Below are 17280 nucleotides of genomic sequence, written 5' to 3'. Positions count from 1 at the left end.
CCCCATTTGTGAGTTAGCTTCCCATCTTCTGCCTATCGTCGGAAGTAGAACCGCCCGCCGCCGCTGGTAGGAGGCTCATGTGACCGCCACTCTGGGCCCACCCGTGCTCCGTTCCGAGACCATCGCGCCGCCCCCGGCACCCGCCCGGCGGCCGGGTCGCGTGCCCAAGGTCTTGGCGGCCATCCTGTGGGTGGTCGCGCTGGTCGCCGCCCTCGCTGCCGTCGCCGGTGTCTTCACCGACGAGGTACGTCGGGAGGCCGGCGCCCCGCTCGTCCCGATCCCGCCCAATCTCGGGTACGCCGTGTGCGTCGCCGTGCTGGCCGCCGCGACCGTCCGGCGTAAGCGGATCGCGTGGTGGCTGCTGTTGGGCTACTTCGCCGTCGCGGTGGTGGTGAGCACCGTACTGCTCGGGATGCCGGCGAGCCGGGTCGACGACGAGGACAAGCTGGTCGCCGCGGTGCACGGCGGGGTGGCGGTGCTGGCGGTGCTGGTGCTCACCGTGGTGCGCCGGGACTTCGTCGCCCGGGTGCGGCGGGGCGCCCAGGGTCCCGCGGTCGCGGTCTTCGTCGTGCTCATGGGGCTCTTCGTCGGGCTCGGGTACGCCCTGGTCACGGCGTACCCGGGCACGCTCGGCGGTACGGCCGAGCGGCTGGCGTACGCGGCGGAGAAGGTGTTCGGCGGCGCCGTCGTCACCGACCTCGACCGGGACGGGCGCGCGCCCGGCTGGGTCGACCTGGTGCTCGGGCTGCTCGGCGGCGTGGCGCTGCTGGCCGCGCTCTGGACGCTGCGGCGCTCCCAGCGGGCCGCGGCCGTCCTGCCGCCCGACGACGAGCAACGCATCCGCACGCTGCTGACCCGGTACGGCGACCGGGACTCGCTCGGTTACCTGGCGACCCGGCGGGACCGGGTGGCCGCGTTCTCGCCGACCGGGCGGGCGGCCGTGTCGTACCGGGTGGTGCACGGGATCGGGCTGGCGACCGGCGACCCGATCGGTGACCCGACCGCGTGGGGGCCGGCCGTCGAGGCGTGGCTGGAACAGGCGCGCGCCTACTCGTGGACGCCCGCCGTGGCCGGTGCCAGCGAGGACGGTGCCGTCGCGTACGCCCGTGCCGGGTTGGCGGCCACCCAGGCGGGCGACGAGGCGGTGCTACACAGTGGAGAGTTCACTCTGGACGGCCGGACCATGCGTCCGGTGCGGCAGGCGGTCAACCGGCTCGAACGGGCCGGCTACACCGCGCGGGTGCGCCGGCACGCCGACGTACCGGACGAGGAGATGCGGGCGGCCTCCCTGCACAACGGCGACGGGCGGTGCGTCCTCGCCGAGGCGTACGACGGCGACGGCGAGCGCGCCGCCCTGCTGTCGCTCGCCCCGTGGGGGCCGCACGGGCTGTACCTGGACGTGGTGCGGCGCGCCCCGGGCGCGGACGACGGCGTGGTGGACTTCCTGGTCGCCGCCCTCATGCGGGAGGCGCCCCGGCTGGGCGTCGACCGGGTGTCGCTCGGCGTCGCGGACGACACCAACGCCATCTACCGCGCCAGCGCCCGCTACCAGCCACAGTGGATCCCGCGGTACGTCTGCGCCGCGGACCGCCGGGACCTGCCCCGGGTGTGGCGGGCCGCCGCGATGCCCGCGCCCGCCGCGCCCGCCTTCGGCCCCGCCGCGCTGGACGAGGAGGGGCCCGCGCCCGAGCCCGCCGACCAGTCGCCGGCGCGCATGGCGAAGCGGGACCGGCTGCGGAACTCCGGCGTGGACCCCTATCCGGCCGGCTTCCACCGGACCGACAACACCGTCGCGGTGGCGATCCGGCACGAAGGGCTGGGGCCGGACGCGCGTACCGGGGACATGGTCGCGGTGGCCGGCCGGATCGTGCAGCTGCGCGACCACGGCGGGGTGTGCTTCGCGACGATCCGGGACTGGACCGGCGACCTGCAGGTGCTGGTCGATGACGACATCGACGCCTGGCGTTCCACGGTGGACGTCGGCGACCACGTGGGCGTACGCGGCGAGGTGGTCACCAGCCGGCGCGGCGAGCTGTCCGTACGCGCCGAGTCCTGGCAGCTGACCGCCAAGTGCCTGCGGCCGTTGCCGGACCGGCGGCGCGGGCCGGCCGCCCCGGACATCCGGCCCCGCGACCGCTACCTCGACCTGGTCACCAGCCCGGAAGCGCGGGACCTGTTGCGCGGCCGGAGCGCGGCGGTGCACAGCCTGCGCGAGTCCCTGCTCGACCGCGGTTACCTGGAGGTGGAGACGCCGGTCCTGCACCGCTTCCCGGGCACCGGCGCGCGGCCGCTCACCACCCGGCTCGGCGCGTACGACCTGCGCCTGTACCTGCGGGTGACGCCCGGTCCGTACCTCAAGCGGCTGGTGGTGGCCGGCGTCGAGCGGGTGTTCGAGCTCGGCCGCGCGTTTCGCAACGAGGGCGTGGACGTGCGGCACAACCCCGAGTTCACGCTCCTGGAGGCGTACCAGGCGTACGCCGACCACCGGACGATGCGCGGCCTGGCGCAGGCGCTCGTGCAGCGGGCGGCGCTGGCCGCGTACGGGTCGACGGTCGCCTACCAGCCGGGCGCGAACGGCACCCTGATCGAGCACGACCTGTCCATGCAGTGGCCTGCGGTGCCCTTCTACCACGCGCTGTCCGACGGCGTGGGCGAGTACCTGTCGGCCGACACCGAACTGCACACGCTGCGGCGGATGTGCGACGCGAACGGCGTACTCCATGATCCGCGGTGGGGGCGCGGCGCGCTCCTCGCGGAGATGTACGGGCGGCTGGTGGAGGCGCGGACCACCACGCCGACCTTCTACACGGACTTTCCGATCGAGCTGGCGCCGGTGGCCCGGGCCCATCGGACCGACCCGCGGCTGGCGGAGCACTGGGACCTGGTGGCGTTCGGCACGGGGATCGGCACCGGGCGTTCGGAGGTGACCGACCCGGTCGAGCAGCGCCGGCGGTTCGCGGGCGCGGCCGGGGACCCGGAGGGCGCGGAGCCGGACGTGGACTTCGTGCGAGCGCTGGAGTACGCCATGCCGCCCACCGGTGGGCTCGCCCTCGGCGCCGATCGGGTGGTTGCCCTGCTCACCGGCCGGCCGATCCGGGAGACCATGCCGTTCCCGCTCGTCCGCGGCGCGCGTACCCGTCAATATTGACAGTGTTGACATTTTGTTGTCGCCTACGTAAAACTTCGTGAGAGCGCTCTCTCAAACCCACGTCACCCGAGAGGCCATTCATGAAGCCCTATGCACACCCGGGTTTGTCCAGACCCGGGCGCGGCCGCCTCCTGCTCGCGGCCGCGGCTGTCCTCAGCGTCGTCGCCGCCATGCTCACGGTCACCATGAACGCCCGCGCCGCGATCCCGCCCACCCCGTCCGGGTGGAGTCTGGTGTGGAGCGACGACTTCACCGGCGCGGCCAACACGCTGCCGTCGTCGGCCAACTGGATCATCGACACCGGCACGTCCTACCCGGGCGGCCCGGCCAACTGGGGCACCGGCGAGATCCAGACGTACACCAACAGCACCAGCAACGTCCGCCACGACGGTGCCGGCAACCTGGTGATCACGCCGATCCGCAACTCGTCGGGCGCCTGGACGTCGTCCCGGATCGAGACCGTGCGCACCAACTTCAAGCCCCCGACCGGCGGCGTGCTGCGCATCGAGGGCCGGATCCAGATGCCCAACGTCACCGGCGCCGCCGCATCCGGGTACTGGCCGGCCTTCTGGGCGCTCGGCGCGCCGTACCGGGGCAACTACCAGAACTGGCCGAGCATCGGCGAGTTCGACATCATGGAGAACGTCAACGGGATCAACTCCGTCTGGGGTGTGCTCCACTGTGGAGTCAACCCGGGCGGCCCGTGCAACGAGACCAACGGCCTCGGCGCCAGCCGCGCCTGCCCGAGCAGCACGTGCCAGTCGGCCTTCCACACGTACCGCTTCGAGTGGGACGCCGGCGTCAGCCCTCAGCAGCTGCGCTGGTACGTCGACGGCCAGCAGTACCACACCGTGACGCAGTCGCAGGTGGGCGAGCCGCACTGGGCCAACATGACCAGCCACGCCGGCTACTTCCTGCTGCTGAACGTGGCGATGGGCGGCGCCTTCCCCAATGGCGTCGCGGGCGGCACGACGCCGACCGCCAGCACCACGTCCGGCGTGCCGATGCTCGTCGACTACGTCGCGGTCTACCAGTCCGGCGGCGGCACCACGCCGACCACGGCGCCGCCCACCACGGCACCACCCACCGGCACGCGGGACGCGTACGCGACGATCGAGGCCGAGTCGTTCAACGCCCAGAGCGGGGTGGGCACCGAGGCGTGCAGCGAGGGCGGTCAGAACATCGGCTGGCTCGCGAACGGCGACTGGGTGCGCTACGACAACGTCAACTTCGGTTCCAGTACGCCGATCGACTTCGTCGCGCGGGTCGCGTCCGGCGCCGCGAGCGGTGTGAGCGGCCTGATCCAGGTACGCCTCGACAGCCCCACCGGCACCGTGCTGGGCAGCTTCGCCCTGGCGAACACCGGCGGCTGGCAGACCTGGCAGAGCATCCCCGGCAACGTGTCCGCCGTGACCGGCACGAGAACGGTGTACCTGACGTTCGCCAGCGGCCAGCCGGCCGACTTCGTCAACGTCAACTGGTTCCGCTTCCGCCACTGACCGCTCCTACCCTCGTGATCAAGGCGTCCTTCAAGTCGTTCTAACGACTTGAAGGACGCCTTGATCACGAGAGGCCGCGCTCGACGAGCGCCGTGGGGAGGGTGACCGTGCGGGGCCAGGAGCGCTCGCCGGCGATGCGCTGGAAGAGCAGGTCCGCCGCGGTGCGGGCCATCTGGCGGGTGTCGTAGGCGACCACCGTGAACCGCTGCGGCATCAGGTGGGACAGCTCGAAGTCGTCGAAGCCGACCACCTCGACCCGGCTCTTGCGCCGCCACAGCTCCTGCAGCACGCCCACGGTGATCCGGTTGTTGAGGCTGAAGAACGCGGTGGGCGGCGTCGGCGCTGTCAGCATGCGGGCCACCGCGGCGGCCGCGCCCTCCGGATCGTGTACGCCGTCGGCGACCAGCCGTTCGTCGTACGCGATGCCGGCCGATGCCAGGGCCTCCTGGGCACCGCCGACCCGCTCGCGCATCGTGTAGACGCTCACCGAGTCGAGCAGGATGCCGATCCGCTGGTGGCCGCGCTCGAGCAGGGCCCGCACGCCGGCCTGGGCGCCGCCCCGGTTGTCCAGCAGCACGGTGTCGGCGAGCAGGCCGCCGGCCGGGCGGTCGAGGAAGACGACCGGGGTGCCCATCTCCACCTCCGGCCGCAGGAACGCGTGGTCGTAGCCGGCCGGGACGATCAGCAGCCCGTCGACCCGGCGGGAGCACAGGTCGCGCAGGAGTTGCTGCTCCCGCTGCGGGTCCTCCTCCGAGGACGCGGTGATCAGCAGGGTCTCGTGCTGCCTCGCGACCTCGGCCGCGACCGCCGCGATCGTTGAGTAGAACGGGTTGGCGAGGTCTTCGATGATCAGGCCGATGGTGGCCGTGGACTGGCCGGACCGCAGCGTACGGGCCAGGTGGTTGCGCCGGAAGCCCAGCTCGGCGACGCTGGCCAGCACCCGCTCGGCGAGCTGTCGCTGCACGTTGGGCTCGTTGTTGATCACCCGGGACACGGTCTTGATGCTCACGCCGGCATGCCGGGCGACGTCCACCATCGTGGGGCGTCGGGCGGCATCTCGATTCACGTGTCGCACGGTAACCGTCTTTGGGTCCTAGGTGTAGACCTCCATGTTCTGTCAGGAGTCTTTACATTAACCGTTAACAGTCCTAATAATTGGGCAACCATCAATGGGAGGTTGCCGTGAAGCTCCGAAGACTCCGTACCCTCGCGGTGCTGGCGGCCGTCGCCAGCGCCGCCGTCCTCGTGATCGCCTCGCCCGCGTCGGCGGCGACCGCGACCTTCGTCCGGACCTCCAGTTGGGGCACCGGGTACGAGGGTAAGTTCACCGTCACCAACAACACGTCGTCCACAATCACCAGTTGGAACGTCCAGTTCGACCTGCCGTCGGGCAGCACGATGGGCACCTACTGGGACGCGCTGCTCACCACGTCGGGGCAGCACCAGACGTTCACCAACCGGTCGTGGAACGGCACGCTGACGGCCGGCGCCAGCACCACCTTCGGCTTCATCGTCACCGGCAACGGTGATCCGACCAACTGCACGGTCAATGGCGGCTCGTGCAGCGGTGGCGGGCCCACCAACCCGGGCGCCCCGGGCACGCCGGGCAACTTCCGGGTCACCGGCACGGCGGCGTCGACCATCTCGCTCGCCTGGAACGCGTCGTCCGGCACCGTGACCGGCTACCGCGTTTACGAGGGCTCCACCGTGCGCGCCACCGTGACCGGCACCTCCGCGACCATCTCCGGCCTCGGCGCCTGTACGACGCACAGCTACACGGTCGCGGCGTACAACTCCTCGGGCGAGTCGGCGCGTTCCGGCGCGGTGTCCGGGACGACGACCGGCTGCACCGGCGGGGGCGGCACGATGCGAGCCGCGCCGTACCTGTACCCGGGTTGGGGCAATCCACCGGCACCGTCCACTGTGATCAATGCGACCGGGATCCGGTGGTTCACGATGGCGTTCATCCTGTCTGCGGGCGGCTGCGCGCCGGGCTGGGACGGCAACGCCCCGCTGACCGGCGGCGTGCACGCCAGCACGATCAGCGCGATCCGGGCGGCCGGCGGCGACGTGCTGCCGTCCATCGGCGGGTGGAGCGGCAACAAGCTCGGACCGAACTGCTCGACGCCGCAGGCGCTCGCCAACGCGTACCAGCAGGTGATCAACGCGTTCGGGCTCAAGGCGATCGACGTGGACATCGAGAACACGGACGAGTTCGAGAACGAGGCCGTGCAGGACCGGATCCTGAACGCCATGAAGATCGTCAAGCAGAACAACCCGGGTATCACGACGATCATCACGTTCGGCACCAGCACGTCCGGCCCGTCCTGGTGGGGCACCCGACTGATCAATCAGGCAGCGGCGCTCCAGGCCAACATCGACGTGTTCACGATCATGCCGTTCGACTTCGGCGGCGGCGCGAACATGTACCAGAACACGGTGAACGCCTCGGAGGGCCTGAAGAACGCGCTGAAGACCGCCTTCGGGTGGTCCGACGCGACCGCGTACGCCCACATGGGCATCTCCGGCATGAACGGTCTGTCCGACCAGCAGGAGCTGACCAGCCCGGCGACCTGGACCCAGATCCGTGACTGGGCGAAGGCCCGGGGCCTGGCCCGGCTGGCGTTCTGGGCGGTGAACCGCGACCGTCCCTGCCCGGGCGGCGGCGTGGTGTCCAACTGCAGCGGCATCGCTCAGACCGAGTGGGAGTTCACCCGGATCACGGCTGGCTTCTAGGCAGGGAGCTGTCGCGGATCTGTAGCTTCGTCTCCAACGTGATCACGGTCGGGGGGCGGTCCGGTGTTGCGATGCGTTGCGTCAGCAACTGGGCCGCCTCCCGACCCAGCTCGTACGTGGGCTGGGCGACCGTGGTGAGGCTCGGGCGTACCAGGTGGGCCCACGGGACGTCGTCGAAGCCCACCACGCCCATCTCCGCCGGCACCTCGATCCGGCTGTCCACCAGGCACTCGACGGCGCCGACGGTCATCAGGTTGTTGCCCGCGAAGATCGCGTCCGGGCGAGGGCGGAGCGCCAGCAGCGAGGCCATCGCCCGGTACCCGCCGTCGGAGCGGAAGTCGCCGTGCCGTACCAGATCGGGGTCGTACTCCCGGTCGTGATCCTCCAGCGCGCGGCGGTAGCCGCGCAGCCGCCGCATGGCCGTGAAGACGCCCTCCGGCCCGGTGATGCAGGCGATCCGCTCGTACCCGGACTCGATCAGGTGGGTGGTGGCCAGGCTGGCGCCGTGCTCGTTGTCGACGAGGACGGTGTCGACGTGGGCGCCGCTCACCTGCCGGTCGATCACGACCACCGGCACGCGGGCGTCGACCAGCCGGTTGACGTGATTTGCCCGGCCCGAGGGCGAAATGATCACACCGGCCATCTGCTCGGTGAGGGCGGCGTCGAGGTATTGACTCTCCTTGGTCGGATCCTCGTCGGTATTGCACAACACCACGGAGAAGCCGGCGCGCTGGGCCACGTCTTCCACGCCGCGGACCAGCGATGTGAAGAACGGGTTGCCGATATCGGAAATGATCACTGCCCACAGCGTGGTGCGACTCCGGCGCAGGTTGCGCGCCACCGCGTTCGGCCGGTACTCCAGCTCACGCATGGCCCGCCGGACCCGTTCGGCCAGCGTCGGGTCCACATTGGCGTGTCCGTTCACCACCCGGGAAACCGTGGCCGGCGAGACCTCGGCCCGTCGCGCGACGTCATAGATGGTCGCCATGGTGTCCCCCCTGTTGCGACGTCCCTGTGCGACCACCATAAGGAGCGGCGCAACCACTCGATAGGCTCTGCGGCATGACGGAGCAACGAATCGCGATTGTCACCGGTGCGGCCCGCGGAATCGGCGCGGCCGTCGCGACGCGGCTGGCCGCGGACGGCATGGCGGTCGCCGTGGTCGACCTCGACGAGGCGGCCGGCAAGGCGACGGTCGACAGCATCGTGGCGGCCGGCGGCCGGGCCCTCGCCGTCGGCGCCGACGTCGCCGACCGGGCCCAGGTCGACGCGGCCGTCGAGCGGGTGGTCGCCGAGCTGGGCCCGCCGCTCGTCCTGGTCAACAACGCCGGGGTCCTGCGCGACAACCTGCTCTTCAAGATGAGCGACGACGACTGGGACACGGTGATGTCCGTGCACCTGCGCGGGGCGTTCCTCTTCAGCCGGGCCACGCAGAAGCACATGGTCGAGCGGAAGTGGGGCCGCATCGTCAACCTGTCCAGCACGTCCGCGCTGGGCAACCGCGGCCAGGCGAACTACGCCGCGGCCAAGGCCGGCATGCAGGGCTTCACCAAGACGCTCGCGATCGAGCTGGGCCCCTTCGGGGTGACCGCCAACGCGGTCGCGCCGGGCTTCATCGTCACCGAGATGACCGCCGCGACGGCCGCCCGCGTGGGCGTCGACTTCGAGGAGTTCAAGAAGCAGCGCGCCGCGGAGACCCCGGTGCGCCGGCCCGGCTACCCGGAGGACGTCGCGCACACGATCTCGTTCCTGGCGAGCGAGGGCGCCTCCTTCGTCACCGGCCAGGTCATCTACGTGGCCGGCGGCCCCCGCGACTAGGCCGGGCTGACGCGGGTACGGCGGAGCCACCACAGGCCCACGATGGGGAGCACGAGCGGGACAAAGCCGTACCCGCGGCCATAACCCGACCAGACCGTGTCATCGGGGAACGCCGAGTCGGCCACCAGGCTGGCCGTGCCCACGGCGACCACCCCGATGAGCTCCACCGTGCAGCAGACCAGCGCCAACCGCCGCCCGCCCACGCCGCCGCGGGCCAGGCCGATCACGGCCACCAGGTAGATCACCGCCGCGAGCGCCGACAGCAGGTACGCCGCGGGCGCCTCGCTGAACTTCGTGGCGATCTGTACCCCGGCGCGCGCTCCCGCGGAGAGGGCGAAGATGCCGTACACGACGATGAGCACCCGGCCGAAGCCCGTGTTGACCCGGTCACGCACCGGTGGCCTCCCAGATCTGCTGTAGCCGGACGACGAGCACCGGCATGACGAGAGCGGCCACGGTCAGGATCACCGATCCCCACCGGGTCGGCTCCATCCGGGCGAGCACCGCGGCGACCGGCAGCATGCCCAGGAACGTGAGCAGGTAGCCGACGAACGTGCCCACCTCACCCGGCCGCTCGCCGCCGATCATGGTCACGATCGCGGCGACCGTCAAGACGACCGCGGCCAGTTCCACGATGCCGGCGCCCACGAGGTGGCTGAGGTCCGGCGGCCGGTTGCGCACGGCGGCGACCAGGCACCAAGCCGCGAGTACGAGCGAGGCGACGATGACGATGGCCCCGAGGGTGTCGTTCACGCGGACACTCTACTAATGCCCGTAGTAGGGGCAGAAGTGCATATAGTTGACGGTGCTCGATGGTCGCCTGGGGAGGCGCCGAGTGGATGTCAGCGCCGTGTGGGCTCTTCTCCTGGTCGCCGGCTGCGTCGTGCTCGGGCTCGTGGGTCTCGCGGCCGTGGCCGAGCGACCCCGTTCGCGCCGCCCCGACCCGCGCAAGCTACGGGCCGCCGCCGAGGTGTTGGCCGCGCACGCCGGGGCCGCCCACGCACAGGCCGGTCGGGCGGTCGCGGCGGCCATCGAGGCGCACGAGCGGTTGGCCGAGGCCGAGCGTGCCCGGGAAGTTGCCTGGGCGGCGCAGGAGGCGGCTGGCACGGCGTACCAGATCGCCTGGCAGGAGGTGGAGGCCGGGCGCACCGCGGCGGCCGAACGGAGCGGTGCCGGGCCGGATCTGGAGGGGCCGGACGGCGAGCGGCAGCGGGACGTCTCCCGGGCGGCGCTGGCCGCCTACAAGCGTGGCGACATCTCGGTCGACGAGCTGCGGGAGGTGTGGCGGCGGGCCGGCGACTGGGATCCGGAGCAGGAGGAGCGCGAGCGGCTGGCGTTCCGGAGCCGGGTGGAGGAGCGGGTGGCGCGGCGGGGGTACGAGCGGGCGGCGCTGGTCGCGCGGCAGGCCGCGGAGGCGGCGCGGGTCGCGGACGTGGCGGCCCGGGCGATGACGGACGAGGCGGTCGCGGCGGCCACTGAGGCGCACGAGGCGCTGCTGGCCACCCAGCGGTACGACCGGAAGCGCAGGTCGCGGCGTCGTTAGGCTGTTGACCATGACACTGAGGTTTGGCCTGCTCGGCACCGGCTACTGGGCGGCGGAGATGCATGGCGCGGGGTTGGCGGCCCACCCGGGCGCCGACCTCGTCGCCGTCTGGGGGCGCGACGGGGCGAAGGCCGAGGCGCTCGCGAAGCGGTACGGCGCGACCGCGTACGAGGACGTCGACGCCTTGCTGTCGGAGGTGGACGCGGTGGCGGTGGCGCTGCCGCCGGACGTGCAGGCCGACCTCGCGCTGCGGGCCGCGCGCGCCGGCAGGCACCTGCTGCTGGACAAGCCGCTGGCGCTGGACACGGCCGCCGCCGACCGGGTCGCCGCGGCGGTCGAGGAGCGTGGGCTCGGCTCGGTGGTCTTCTTCACCAACCGCTTCCGCCCGGACATCACCGCCTTCCTCGACGAGACGGCGGCGGTGGGTGGCTGGCACGGCGCGCGGATGACCCAGTTCGCGTCCATTTTCCAGCCCGGCAACCCGTACGGGGCGTCGCAGTGGCGGCGGGAGAAGGGCGGGCTGTGGGACATCGGCCCGCATGCGCTGTCGATCCTGTGGCCGGTGCTCGGGCCGGTCGCCGAGGTGACCGCCGTCGACGGGCCGGACGCCACGGTGCACCTCACCCTGCGGCACACCGGCGGCGCGGTGAGCACGGCGTCGCTGACGTTGGACGCCCCGCCCGCGGCCGGGCTACGGGACTGCGTGTTCTACGGCGAGAGCGGCCTGGCCACCCTGCCGGATGGGGCGGGGACCGCCGAGGAGGCGTTCGCGGCCGCGGTGGATCGCTTGGTCGCCGGCGTTCCGCACCCGTGCGACGCCCGCTTCGGCGCCGACGTGGTCGCCGTGCTGGCGGCCGCCGAGGTCTCCGCCCGGGACGGCCGCAAGATCGCGGTGATCAGGGACTAGCTCCCTCGACACGCCGCGACACGCCAGACGTACTCCCTGATCAACGGACGAGGAGGGCGCCGGCGGCGACGGCGGCCAGGGCGACGGGGAGGGCTGCCGCGCGGGTCACTCGGGCGGCGCGGACCATCAGGGGGTCGGGGGCCCTCAGGCGGGACAGGGTGGGGTCCGCGGGTGGCGCGGCCAGCAGGTGGCGCTGGTGGTCCGGGTGGATGCCGTGCTCGTTGTGGATGCGCTGGCGCAGCGCGGACGCCGTGGCGACCTGCGCGACCGCGTCCGCCCACCCGGCCTGCTGCAGGAGTACCACCGCGTCGCGGGCGGCGAGGTGCTCGACCATGGTCAGGACGTACGCCGCCCGGGTGCCCGGCTCGGCGGCGGCGAGCGCCGCCTCCAGCCGGTGGTGGTCGGGCCCGCCGTCCACCGGCGTGTGCCAGGCCCAGGTCACCAGCACCGGCAGGCCCACCCGCCGCGATCGGGCCGCGCGGCGCAGGACCCGGGCCACCATCTGCGGGTACGTCAGCGCGATGCGCCCCCGCCACGGCAGTGCCCGGTGGACGAGGCGGTGTGCGCGCACCAGCCGGGACTGGCGGCCGGGCACCGCCGGCGCGACCAGGTACGCGATGCGGGCCAGCCGGTCGTAGTGCCGCACGAAGACGGTCTCGGCGCGAGGGGGCTCCACGCGTGGGACAACGCTATGACGGCGGCGACGTCACGGGTATATCGTTCTTGATATGGACGACGACCTGCCCGTGTTCCCGGGGTTCCGGGAGCTGGCGCAGCGCCGGCGCGAGCTGCTCGCCGAGCTGGCCGCGCAGCGCCGGGCCGCGGGGCTGTCCCAGGCCGAGGTGGCCGGGCGGATGGGCACCTCACAGCCGGCGATCGCGCGGTTGGAGGCCGGCGAGGTGGACGTCCGCATGTCTACAGTGGAGCGCTACGCTGCGGCGATCGGTCGCCGGTTGGAGCTGCGGGTCGCGCCGTACGAGGAGAGGCAGCCATGAGACTGCGCTTCGAACCGCCCGGTCCGCCGCTTGAGGAGCCCACCGACGCCATGCCGCCGTGGCTCCAGGAGCGGCTCTTCGACCAGCGGATGGTGGTGCTCACCGGCCCGCTGACCGGCCCGTCGGCCACCCGGGCCGCCGCGGCCCTGATGACCCTCGACGCGCTCGGCCCCGAGCCGGTACGGCTGCAGCTCGCCACGCCCGACGGCGACCTGGCCGCCGCGTACGGGCTGATCGACGTGCTGGACTCGATGGGGGCGCCGGTCCACGCGGTGGTCACCGCGCTCACCGGCGGGGCCGCGGTCGGGGTGCTCGCCGCGTCCGCGCGCCGGTTGGCGTACCGGCACGCGCGCATCCGGCTCAGCGAGCCGCGCGCGGCGGCCGTGAACGGCACGGCCGATGAGGTGGCCGCCGCGGCCGGGCAGTACCTGCGCGAGCTGGAGGAGTTGGCGCTGCGTATCGCGGCGGCCACCGGCCAGCCGCGCAGCCGGATCGAGGACGACCTGTCCGCCGGCCGGGTGCTCACCGCCGAGGAGGCGCTGGACTACGGCTTGGTCGACGAGATCATCGGCACCAAGTAGGACGGCGTACGACTTCGGGCTGACTGGCGGCGCACTCAGGACCAGCCCGCGGGCGGTCGGCCCGGGGCTGGCCCGTCCCTAGTGTCGAAGCCATGATTGAGGCGCAGGCACTCTCCAAACGCTTCGGCGACAAGCTGGCCGTGGACGGGCTGTCGTTCACGGTCAAGCCGGGACAGGTCACCGGCTTCCTCGGGCCCAACGGCGCCGGCAAGTCCACCACCATGCGGATGATCGTCGGGCTGGACCACCCGACGGCGGGCGTGGCCACCGTCAACGGCCGGCCGTACCGGGACCACGCCGACCCGCTCCGCCAGGCCGGTGCGCTCCTGGAGGCCAAGTCCATCCACAAGGGACGTACGGCGCGCAGCCACCTGCTCGCGCTCGCCCAGACGCACGGCTTCCCGGCATCCAGAGTGGACGAGGTGCTGGCCATGGTCGGCCTCCAGGAGGTGGCCGGACGGAGGGCGGGTGGCTTCTCGCTCGGCATGGGCCAGCGCCTGGGCATCGCGGCCGCGCTGCTCGGCGACCCGGCGGTGGTGATCCTGGACGAGCCGGTCAACGGGCTCGACCCGGACGGCGTGCTGTGGGTGCGCAACATGCTCAAGGGCCTGGCCGCCGAGGGGCGCACCGTCCTGGTCTCCAGCCACCTGATGAGCGAGATGGCGGTGACCGCCGAGCATCTCGTCATCATCGGCCGCGGCCGGCTGCTGGCGGACACCACCGTCGACGAGCTGATCGCCCGGGTCGCGGTGGGCAGCGTCCTGGTCCGGTCGCCGCAGGCCACCGCCCTGCGGGACGCGCTCGTCGCGCACCGGGCCACCGTGACGAGCGCCGAGCCGGGCGTACTCGCGGTCGGTGGTCTGGGCGCCGAGCGGATCGGCGACCTGGCGCTGGCACACGGCATCCCGCTGTACGAACTGACCCCGCGCCGCGCCTCGCTGGAAGAGGCATACATGGACCTCACCCGGGAGGCGGTGGAATACCGATGATCACGTTCCCGCGGGTCGTGCGCTCCGAGTGGACCAAGCTGGTCTCGCTCCGCTCCACTTGGCTGACGCTGGGCACCGCCGCGGTGCTCGCCGTCGTCCTGTCCGGCGCCATCGGGTACGGCGTGAGCCGGTCGATCGACGGCGGCGAGCCGGCCCCGGCCCTGTCCGAGGCGGTGGGCGCGGCGTTCCTGCCGATCGACTTCTTCGTGCTGGTCTTCGGCGTGTTCGGCATCTTGCAGATGTCCGGCGAGTACGGCTCCGGCCTGATCCGGGCCACACTCACCGCGGTGCCCCGCCGCTGGCCGGTGGTGTGCGCGAAGGCCGCCGTCCTGGTCGCCTTGACGCTCCCGCTGATGGCGGTGACGTGCCTGGCCTCGTTCGTCGCCTGCCAGGCGTTCATCGGCGACGGGGGAGCCGCGCTGGGCGACCCGGGCATGCCCGCCGCGATCGCCGGCGCCGCCGCGTGTCCGGTGCTCTTCGGGCTGCTCGGGCTCGGGCTGGGCGCGGTGCTGCGCAACACCGCCGGTGCCATCACGACGCTGGTGGCGGCGCTGTTCGTCGTACCCTTGCTGCTCGGACCGGCCCTGCCCGGCGACCGGGAGGACGCCATCATGAAGTACGTGCCGACCGTGGCCGGGCAGGCCATGTACAGCGTGGACGGTGGCGGCGGCCCGTTCGAGACGCTGTCGCCGGGCGCCTCCGCGGCGGTACTGGTGGGGTGGTCCGCCCTCGCCCTCGCCGGCGGGGTGGCCCTGCTCCGCCGCCGCGATGCCTAACCTTCTAGTAGTGGACACGCTCCGGCGGCATCCCCGGTGGGCCGATGCCGGCCTCGCCGCGCTGCTGGCCGCCTTCACGGGGCCGGCGACGCTGGCTGGCGCCGGGGTGGCCGCCGGGCTGTGGTTCGCCGCCGTCCACCTGCCGCTCGTGTGGCGGCGGCGGTGGCCGGTCGCGGTCTTCTGGGCGGTGTACGCGCTCGCGATCCTGTCCGCGCTGGTCGTCGGCGTCCGGGTCGAGGGGCTCTACCCCGAGCTGCCCGTGGCCGTGGCGGTTTATACGGCCGCCCGCTACGGCCGGCGCCGCCAGCTCGTGCCGATCGTGGTGGCCATCGAGGTCCCGGCGCTCGCGGTGTTCCTCTTGGACGGTCCACACTGGACGGCGTTGGGCTTCGTGTCGGCGGTGCTCGCGACGACGGTGCTGCTCGGCATCGTGGTCAGCACCCGGCAGGCGTACCTGGCCGAGCTGGAGGAGCGGGCCCGCCGCCTGGAGCGCGAGCGCGACCAGCAGGCCCAGCTCGCGGCCGCCGCCGAGCGGGCCCGCATCGCCCGGGACATGCACGACATCGTCGCCCACAGCCTGGCCGTCATGGTGGCGCTCGCCGACGGGGCGGCGCTCACCGCGACGGCGTCGCCCGAGCGGGCCGCCGACGCGATGGGGAAGGTGTCGGCGACCGGCCGGCAGGCGCTCGGCGAGATGCGGCGCGTCCTCGGCCTGCTGCGCGACGGCGCGGACGGCCGGGCGCCGCAGCCCGGCCTGGCCGACGTCGACGCCTTGGTGGAGCAGGTGCGCGCCGCCGGCGTTCGGGTCGCGGTCACGGTCGAGGGCGTGCCCGGAGACTGGGGTCCGGGCGCGGGCGTGGCCGTCTACCGCATCGTGCAGGAGGCGCTCACCAACACGCTCAAGCACGCCGGGCCGGACGCCAGCGCCCACGTACTCCTGCGTTTCCGGGACGGGGGCGCGGAGGTGGAGGTCACCGACGACGGCGCGCACCGTCCGGCCGCCGCGCCCGCGGGCGGCGGGCACGGCGTACCAGGGATGATCGAACGGGCCGCGGCGTACGGCGGCGGCGTCGAGGCCGGGCCGCGGACCGGCGGTCCCGGCTGGCGGGTCCGCGCGCGGTTGCGCTTCGACGGGGGTGGGCCATGACCACGCGAGTGCTGCTGGTGGACGACCAGGCGCTGCTGCGTCTCGGCTTCCGCATGGTCCTGGAGACCCAGCCCGACCTGGAGGTGGTCGGCGAGGCCGGGGACGGCACCCAGGCCGTCGCGATGACCCGGGCGCTGGCACCGGACGTCGTGCTGATGGACGTGCGCATGCCGGTGACCGACGGCATCGAGGCGACGCGGCGCATCGTCGAGTCCGGGTCCGCGGCGCGCGTCTTGGTGCTGACGACGTTCAACCTCGACGAGTACGTGTACGCCGCGCTCCGCGCCGGGGCCAGCGGCTTCCTGCTCAAGGACGTGCCGCCGGCCGACCTGATCAGCGGCATCCGGGCCGTGGCGGCGGGGGACGCCGTGGTGGCCCGAGCGTCACCCGGCGGCTGATCGACGCGTTCGCGCCGCACCTGCCCGACCCGGCGAGCGGCCGGTCACCCACCGACGCGCGGCTCGACCAGCTCACCGAGCGTGAGCGGGAGGTGCTCGTGGAGGTGGCCCGCGGCGGCTCCAACGGCGAGATCGCGCGGGCGCTCACCGTGTCGGAGGCGACGGTGAAGACGCACGTCGGGAGGATTCTCACAAAGCTCGCACTCCGCGACCGCGTGCAGGTGGTGGTGTTCGCGTACGAGGCGGGGATCGTCCGGCCGGGGACTGAGTAAACCCCTACTACTTTGGTCGTACGCGGCCTGGACAAGATTCCCCTCTGGTAGGTCGTCGCCGCCCGGATCGCTGCCTAGTGTCGGGGCTATGGGGGAAGTGCAACATCAGTTACGTGCCGAGGTCACCGTCGGCACACGGGGAATCGACGTACGCGTCACCGGTGAGATCGACATAGCCAACGTGGACGAGTTCCGCGCGCTGTTGTGGGCTCTGCCGCCCGCACCGGCGCCACTGCGAGTCGACCTTGGGGGAGTCGACTTCCTGTCCGCCGCGGGGGTCCGGGCGCTGGTCGCGGTGCACCTGCGTACCCGCGCCCGGGGCGGGCAGCTCGTCCTGTGCAATCCCAACCCGGTCGTACGGCGCACGCTGCGGGCGACCCGGGTCAACCGGGTCATCCCGATCCGCCGGATCGCCCCGACGCCCTGAATATGGAATGAGGCGGGGGTGCATCCCCCGGGAAGCACCCCCGC

Annotated in this window: 17 protein-coding genes and 1 pseudogene; 13 read left to right on the top strand and 5 right to left on the bottom strand. The window is 72.8% G+C overall.

Features of this window, described 5'->3' with window-relative positions; all coding sequences use genetic code 11:
- Positions 1–79: 79 nt before the first annotated feature.
- Both Prum_RS14580 and Prum_RS14575 read left to right on the top strand, forming a co-directional pair.
- Positions 80–3148 (top strand): amino acid--tRNA ligase-related protein, encoded by a 3069-nt coding sequence (locus Prum_RS14580; RefSeq protein WP_246277893.1) that lies wholly within the window; start codon positions 80–82, stop codon positions 3146–3148.
- Positions 3149–3228: 80 nt separating this feature from the next.
- Positions 3229–4647: a carbohydrate-binding protein gene (locus Prum_RS14575; RefSeq protein WP_173077080.1), complete on the top strand. Its 1419-nt coding sequence runs from the start codon at positions 3229–3231 to the stop codon at positions 4645–4647.
- 64 nt (positions 4648–4711) lie between these two features.
- On the opposite strand, the gene Prum_RS14570 is transcribed toward Prum_RS14575, so the two are convergent.
- Positions 4712–5683, bottom strand: coding sequence for a LacI family DNA-binding transcriptional regulator (locus Prum_RS14570; protein WP_173083742.1), 972 nt, complete (start codon positions 5681–5683; stop codon positions 4712–4714).
- Positions 5684–5829: 146 nt separating this feature from the next.
- On the opposite strand from Prum_RS14570, the gene Prum_RS14565 reads away from it, so the two are divergent.
- Complete coding sequence (locus tag Prum_RS14565) at positions 5830–7383, top strand: cellulose binding domain-containing protein (RefSeq protein ID WP_173077079.1); 1554 nt, start codon at positions 5830–5832, stop codon at positions 7381–7383.
- On the opposite strand, the gene Prum_RS14560 is transcribed toward Prum_RS14565, so the two are convergent.
- Positions 7367–8371, bottom strand: a complete 1005-nt coding sequence (locus Prum_RS14560) for a LacI family DNA-binding transcriptional regulator (RefSeq protein ID WP_173077078.1) — start codon at positions 8369–8371, stop codon at positions 7367–7369. The genes Prum_RS14565 and Prum_RS14560 overlap by 17 nt on opposite strands.
- A gap of 74 nt (positions 8372–8445) precedes the next feature.
- On the opposite strand from Prum_RS14560, the gene fabG reads away from it, so the two are divergent.
- Positions 8446–9201: a 3-oxoacyl-ACP reductase FabG gene (fabG, locus tag Prum_RS14555; RefSeq protein ID WP_173077077.1), complete on the top strand. Its 756-nt coding sequence runs from the start codon at positions 8446–8448 to the stop codon at positions 9199–9201.
- Here the strand turns inward: fabG and Prum_RS14550 are convergent.
- On the bottom strand, positions 9198–9596 hold the full coding sequence (locus Prum_RS14550) for a hypothetical protein (RefSeq protein ID WP_173077076.1): 399 nt from the start codon (positions 9594–9596) through the stop codon (positions 9198–9200). The two genes, fabG and Prum_RS14550, sit on opposite strands and share 4 nt — an antisense overlap.
- On the bottom strand, positions 9589–9954 hold the full coding sequence (locus Prum_RS14545) for a hypothetical protein (protein WP_173077075.1): 366 nt from the start codon (positions 9952–9954) through the stop codon (positions 9589–9591). The genes Prum_RS14550 and Prum_RS14545 overlap by 8 nt, the downstream gene beginning before the upstream one ends.
- A gap of 82 nt (positions 9955–10036) precedes the next feature.
- On the opposite strand from Prum_RS14545, the gene Prum_RS14540 reads away from it, so the two are divergent.
- Together Prum_RS14540 and Prum_RS14535 are read left to right on the top strand one after the other, a co-directional pair.
- On the top strand, positions 10037–10744 hold the full coding sequence (locus Prum_RS14540) for a hypothetical protein (RefSeq protein WP_173077074.1): 708 nt from the start codon (positions 10037–10039) through the stop codon (positions 10742–10744).
- A gap of 10 nt (positions 10745–10754) precedes the next feature.
- A complete protein-coding gene (locus Prum_RS14535) occupies positions 10755–11651 on the top strand; it encodes a Gfo/Idh/MocA family protein (protein ID WP_173077073.1) in 897 nt (298 codons plus the stop codon).
- Positions 11652–11691: 40 nt separating this feature from the next.
- On the opposite strand, the gene Prum_RS14530 is transcribed toward Prum_RS14535, so the two are convergent.
- Positions 11692–12327 carry a hypothetical protein gene (locus Prum_RS14530; RefSeq protein ID WP_173077072.1) on the bottom strand — a complete coding sequence of 212 codons (636 nt, stop codon included), beginning with the start codon at positions 12325–12327 and terminating at the stop codon, positions 11692–11694.
- A gap of 52 nt (positions 12328–12379) precedes the next feature.
- On the opposite strand from Prum_RS14530, the gene Prum_RS14525 reads away from it, so the two are divergent.
- From Prum_RS14525 to Prum_RS14495, 7 genes and pseudogenes are all read left to right on the top strand, one after another.
- Positions 12380–12646, top strand: coding sequence for a helix-turn-helix domain-containing protein (locus tag Prum_RS14525; protein WP_173077071.1), 267 nt, complete (start codon positions 12380–12382; stop codon positions 12644–12646).
- Entirely contained in the window at positions 12643–13227 is a 585-nt protein-coding gene (locus Prum_RS14520) for an ATP-dependent Clp protease proteolytic subunit (RefSeq protein WP_173077070.1), read from the top strand. The genes Prum_RS14525 and Prum_RS14520 overlap by 4 nt, the downstream gene beginning before the upstream one ends.
- Before the next feature lie 92 nt (positions 13228–13319).
- Entirely contained in the window at positions 13320–14216 is an 897-nt protein-coding gene (locus tag Prum_RS14515; protein ID WP_173077069.1) for an ABC transporter ATP-binding protein, read from the top strand.
- The gene (locus tag Prum_RS14510) at positions 14213–14992 is read left to right on the top strand and encodes an ABC-2 transporter permease (RefSeq protein ID WP_173077068.1); all 780 of its coding nucleotides are present in this window, start codon (positions 14213–14215) and stop codon (positions 14990–14992) included. The genes Prum_RS14515 and Prum_RS14510 overlap by 4 nt, the downstream gene beginning before the upstream one ends.
- A 10-nt stretch (positions 14993–15002) precedes the next feature.
- Positions 15003–16139 (top strand): sensor histidine kinase, encoded by a 1137-nt coding sequence (locus tag Prum_RS53810; protein ID WP_218577246.1) that lies wholly within the window; start codon positions 15003–15005, stop codon positions 16137–16139.
- Positions 16136–16809: pseudogene (locus Prum_RS14500) on the top strand (response regulator). The gene Prum_RS53810 and the pseudogene Prum_RS14500 overlap by 4 nt, the downstream one beginning before the upstream one ends.
- Before the next feature lie 88 nt (positions 16810–16897).
- Positions 16898–17236: an STAS domain-containing protein gene (locus Prum_RS14495; protein ID WP_173077066.1), complete on the top strand. Its 339-nt coding sequence runs from the start codon at positions 16898–16900 to the stop codon at positions 17234–17236.
- Positions 17237–17280 lie beyond the last annotated feature (44 nt).

Source organism: Phytohabitans rumicis, from assembly GCF_011764445.1.
GTDB lineage: Bacteria > Actinomycetota > Actinomycetes > Mycobacteriales > Micromonosporaceae > Phytohabitans > Phytohabitans rumicis.
This window is presented reverse-complemented; position numbering and strand designations above follow the sequence as displayed.

What these genes read in the sequence shown, in the direction of transcription:
- Prum_RS14510 (WP_173077068.1), top strand. Translation starts at nt 14,213, where the DNA reads ATGATCACGTTCCCGCGGGTCGTGCGCTCCGAGTGGACCAAGCTGGTC.
- Prum_RS14570 (WP_173083742.1), bottom strand. Translation starts at nt 5,683, where the DNA reads ATGGTGGACGTCGCCCGGCATGCCGGCGTGAGCATCAAGACCGTGTCC.
- Prum_RS14525 (WP_173077071.1), top strand. Translation starts at nt 12,380, where the DNA reads ATGGACGACGACCTGCCCGTGTTCCCGGGGTTCCGGGAGCTGGCGCAG.
- Prum_RS14535 (WP_173077073.1), top strand. Translation starts at nt 10,755, where the DNA reads ATGACACTGAGGTTTGGCCTGCTCGGCACCGGCTACTGGGCGGCGGAG.
- Prum_RS14520 (WP_173077070.1), top strand. Translation starts at nt 12,643, where the DNA reads ATGAGACTGCGCTTCGAACCGCCCGGTCCGCCGCTTGAGGAGCCCACC.
- fabG (WP_173077077.1), top strand. Translation starts at nt 8,446, where the DNA reads ATGACGGAGCAACGAATCGCGATTGTCACCGGTGCGGCCCGCGGAATC.
- Prum_RS14560 (WP_173077078.1), bottom strand. Translation starts at nt 8,371, where the DNA reads ATGGCGACCATCTATGACGTCGCGCGACGGGCCGAGGTCTCGCCGGCC.
- Prum_RS14575 (WP_173077080.1), top strand. Translation starts at nt 3,229, where the DNA reads ATGAAGCCCTATGCACACCCGGGTTTGTCCAGACCCGGGCGCGGCCGC.
- Prum_RS14495 (WP_173077066.1), top strand. Translation starts at nt 16,898, where the DNA reads ATGGGGGAAGTGCAACATCAGTTACGTGCCGAGGTCACCGTCGGCACA.
- Prum_RS14515 (WP_173077069.1), top strand. Translation starts at nt 13,320, where the DNA reads ATGATTGAGGCGCAGGCACTCTCCAAACGCTTCGGCGACAAGCTGGCC.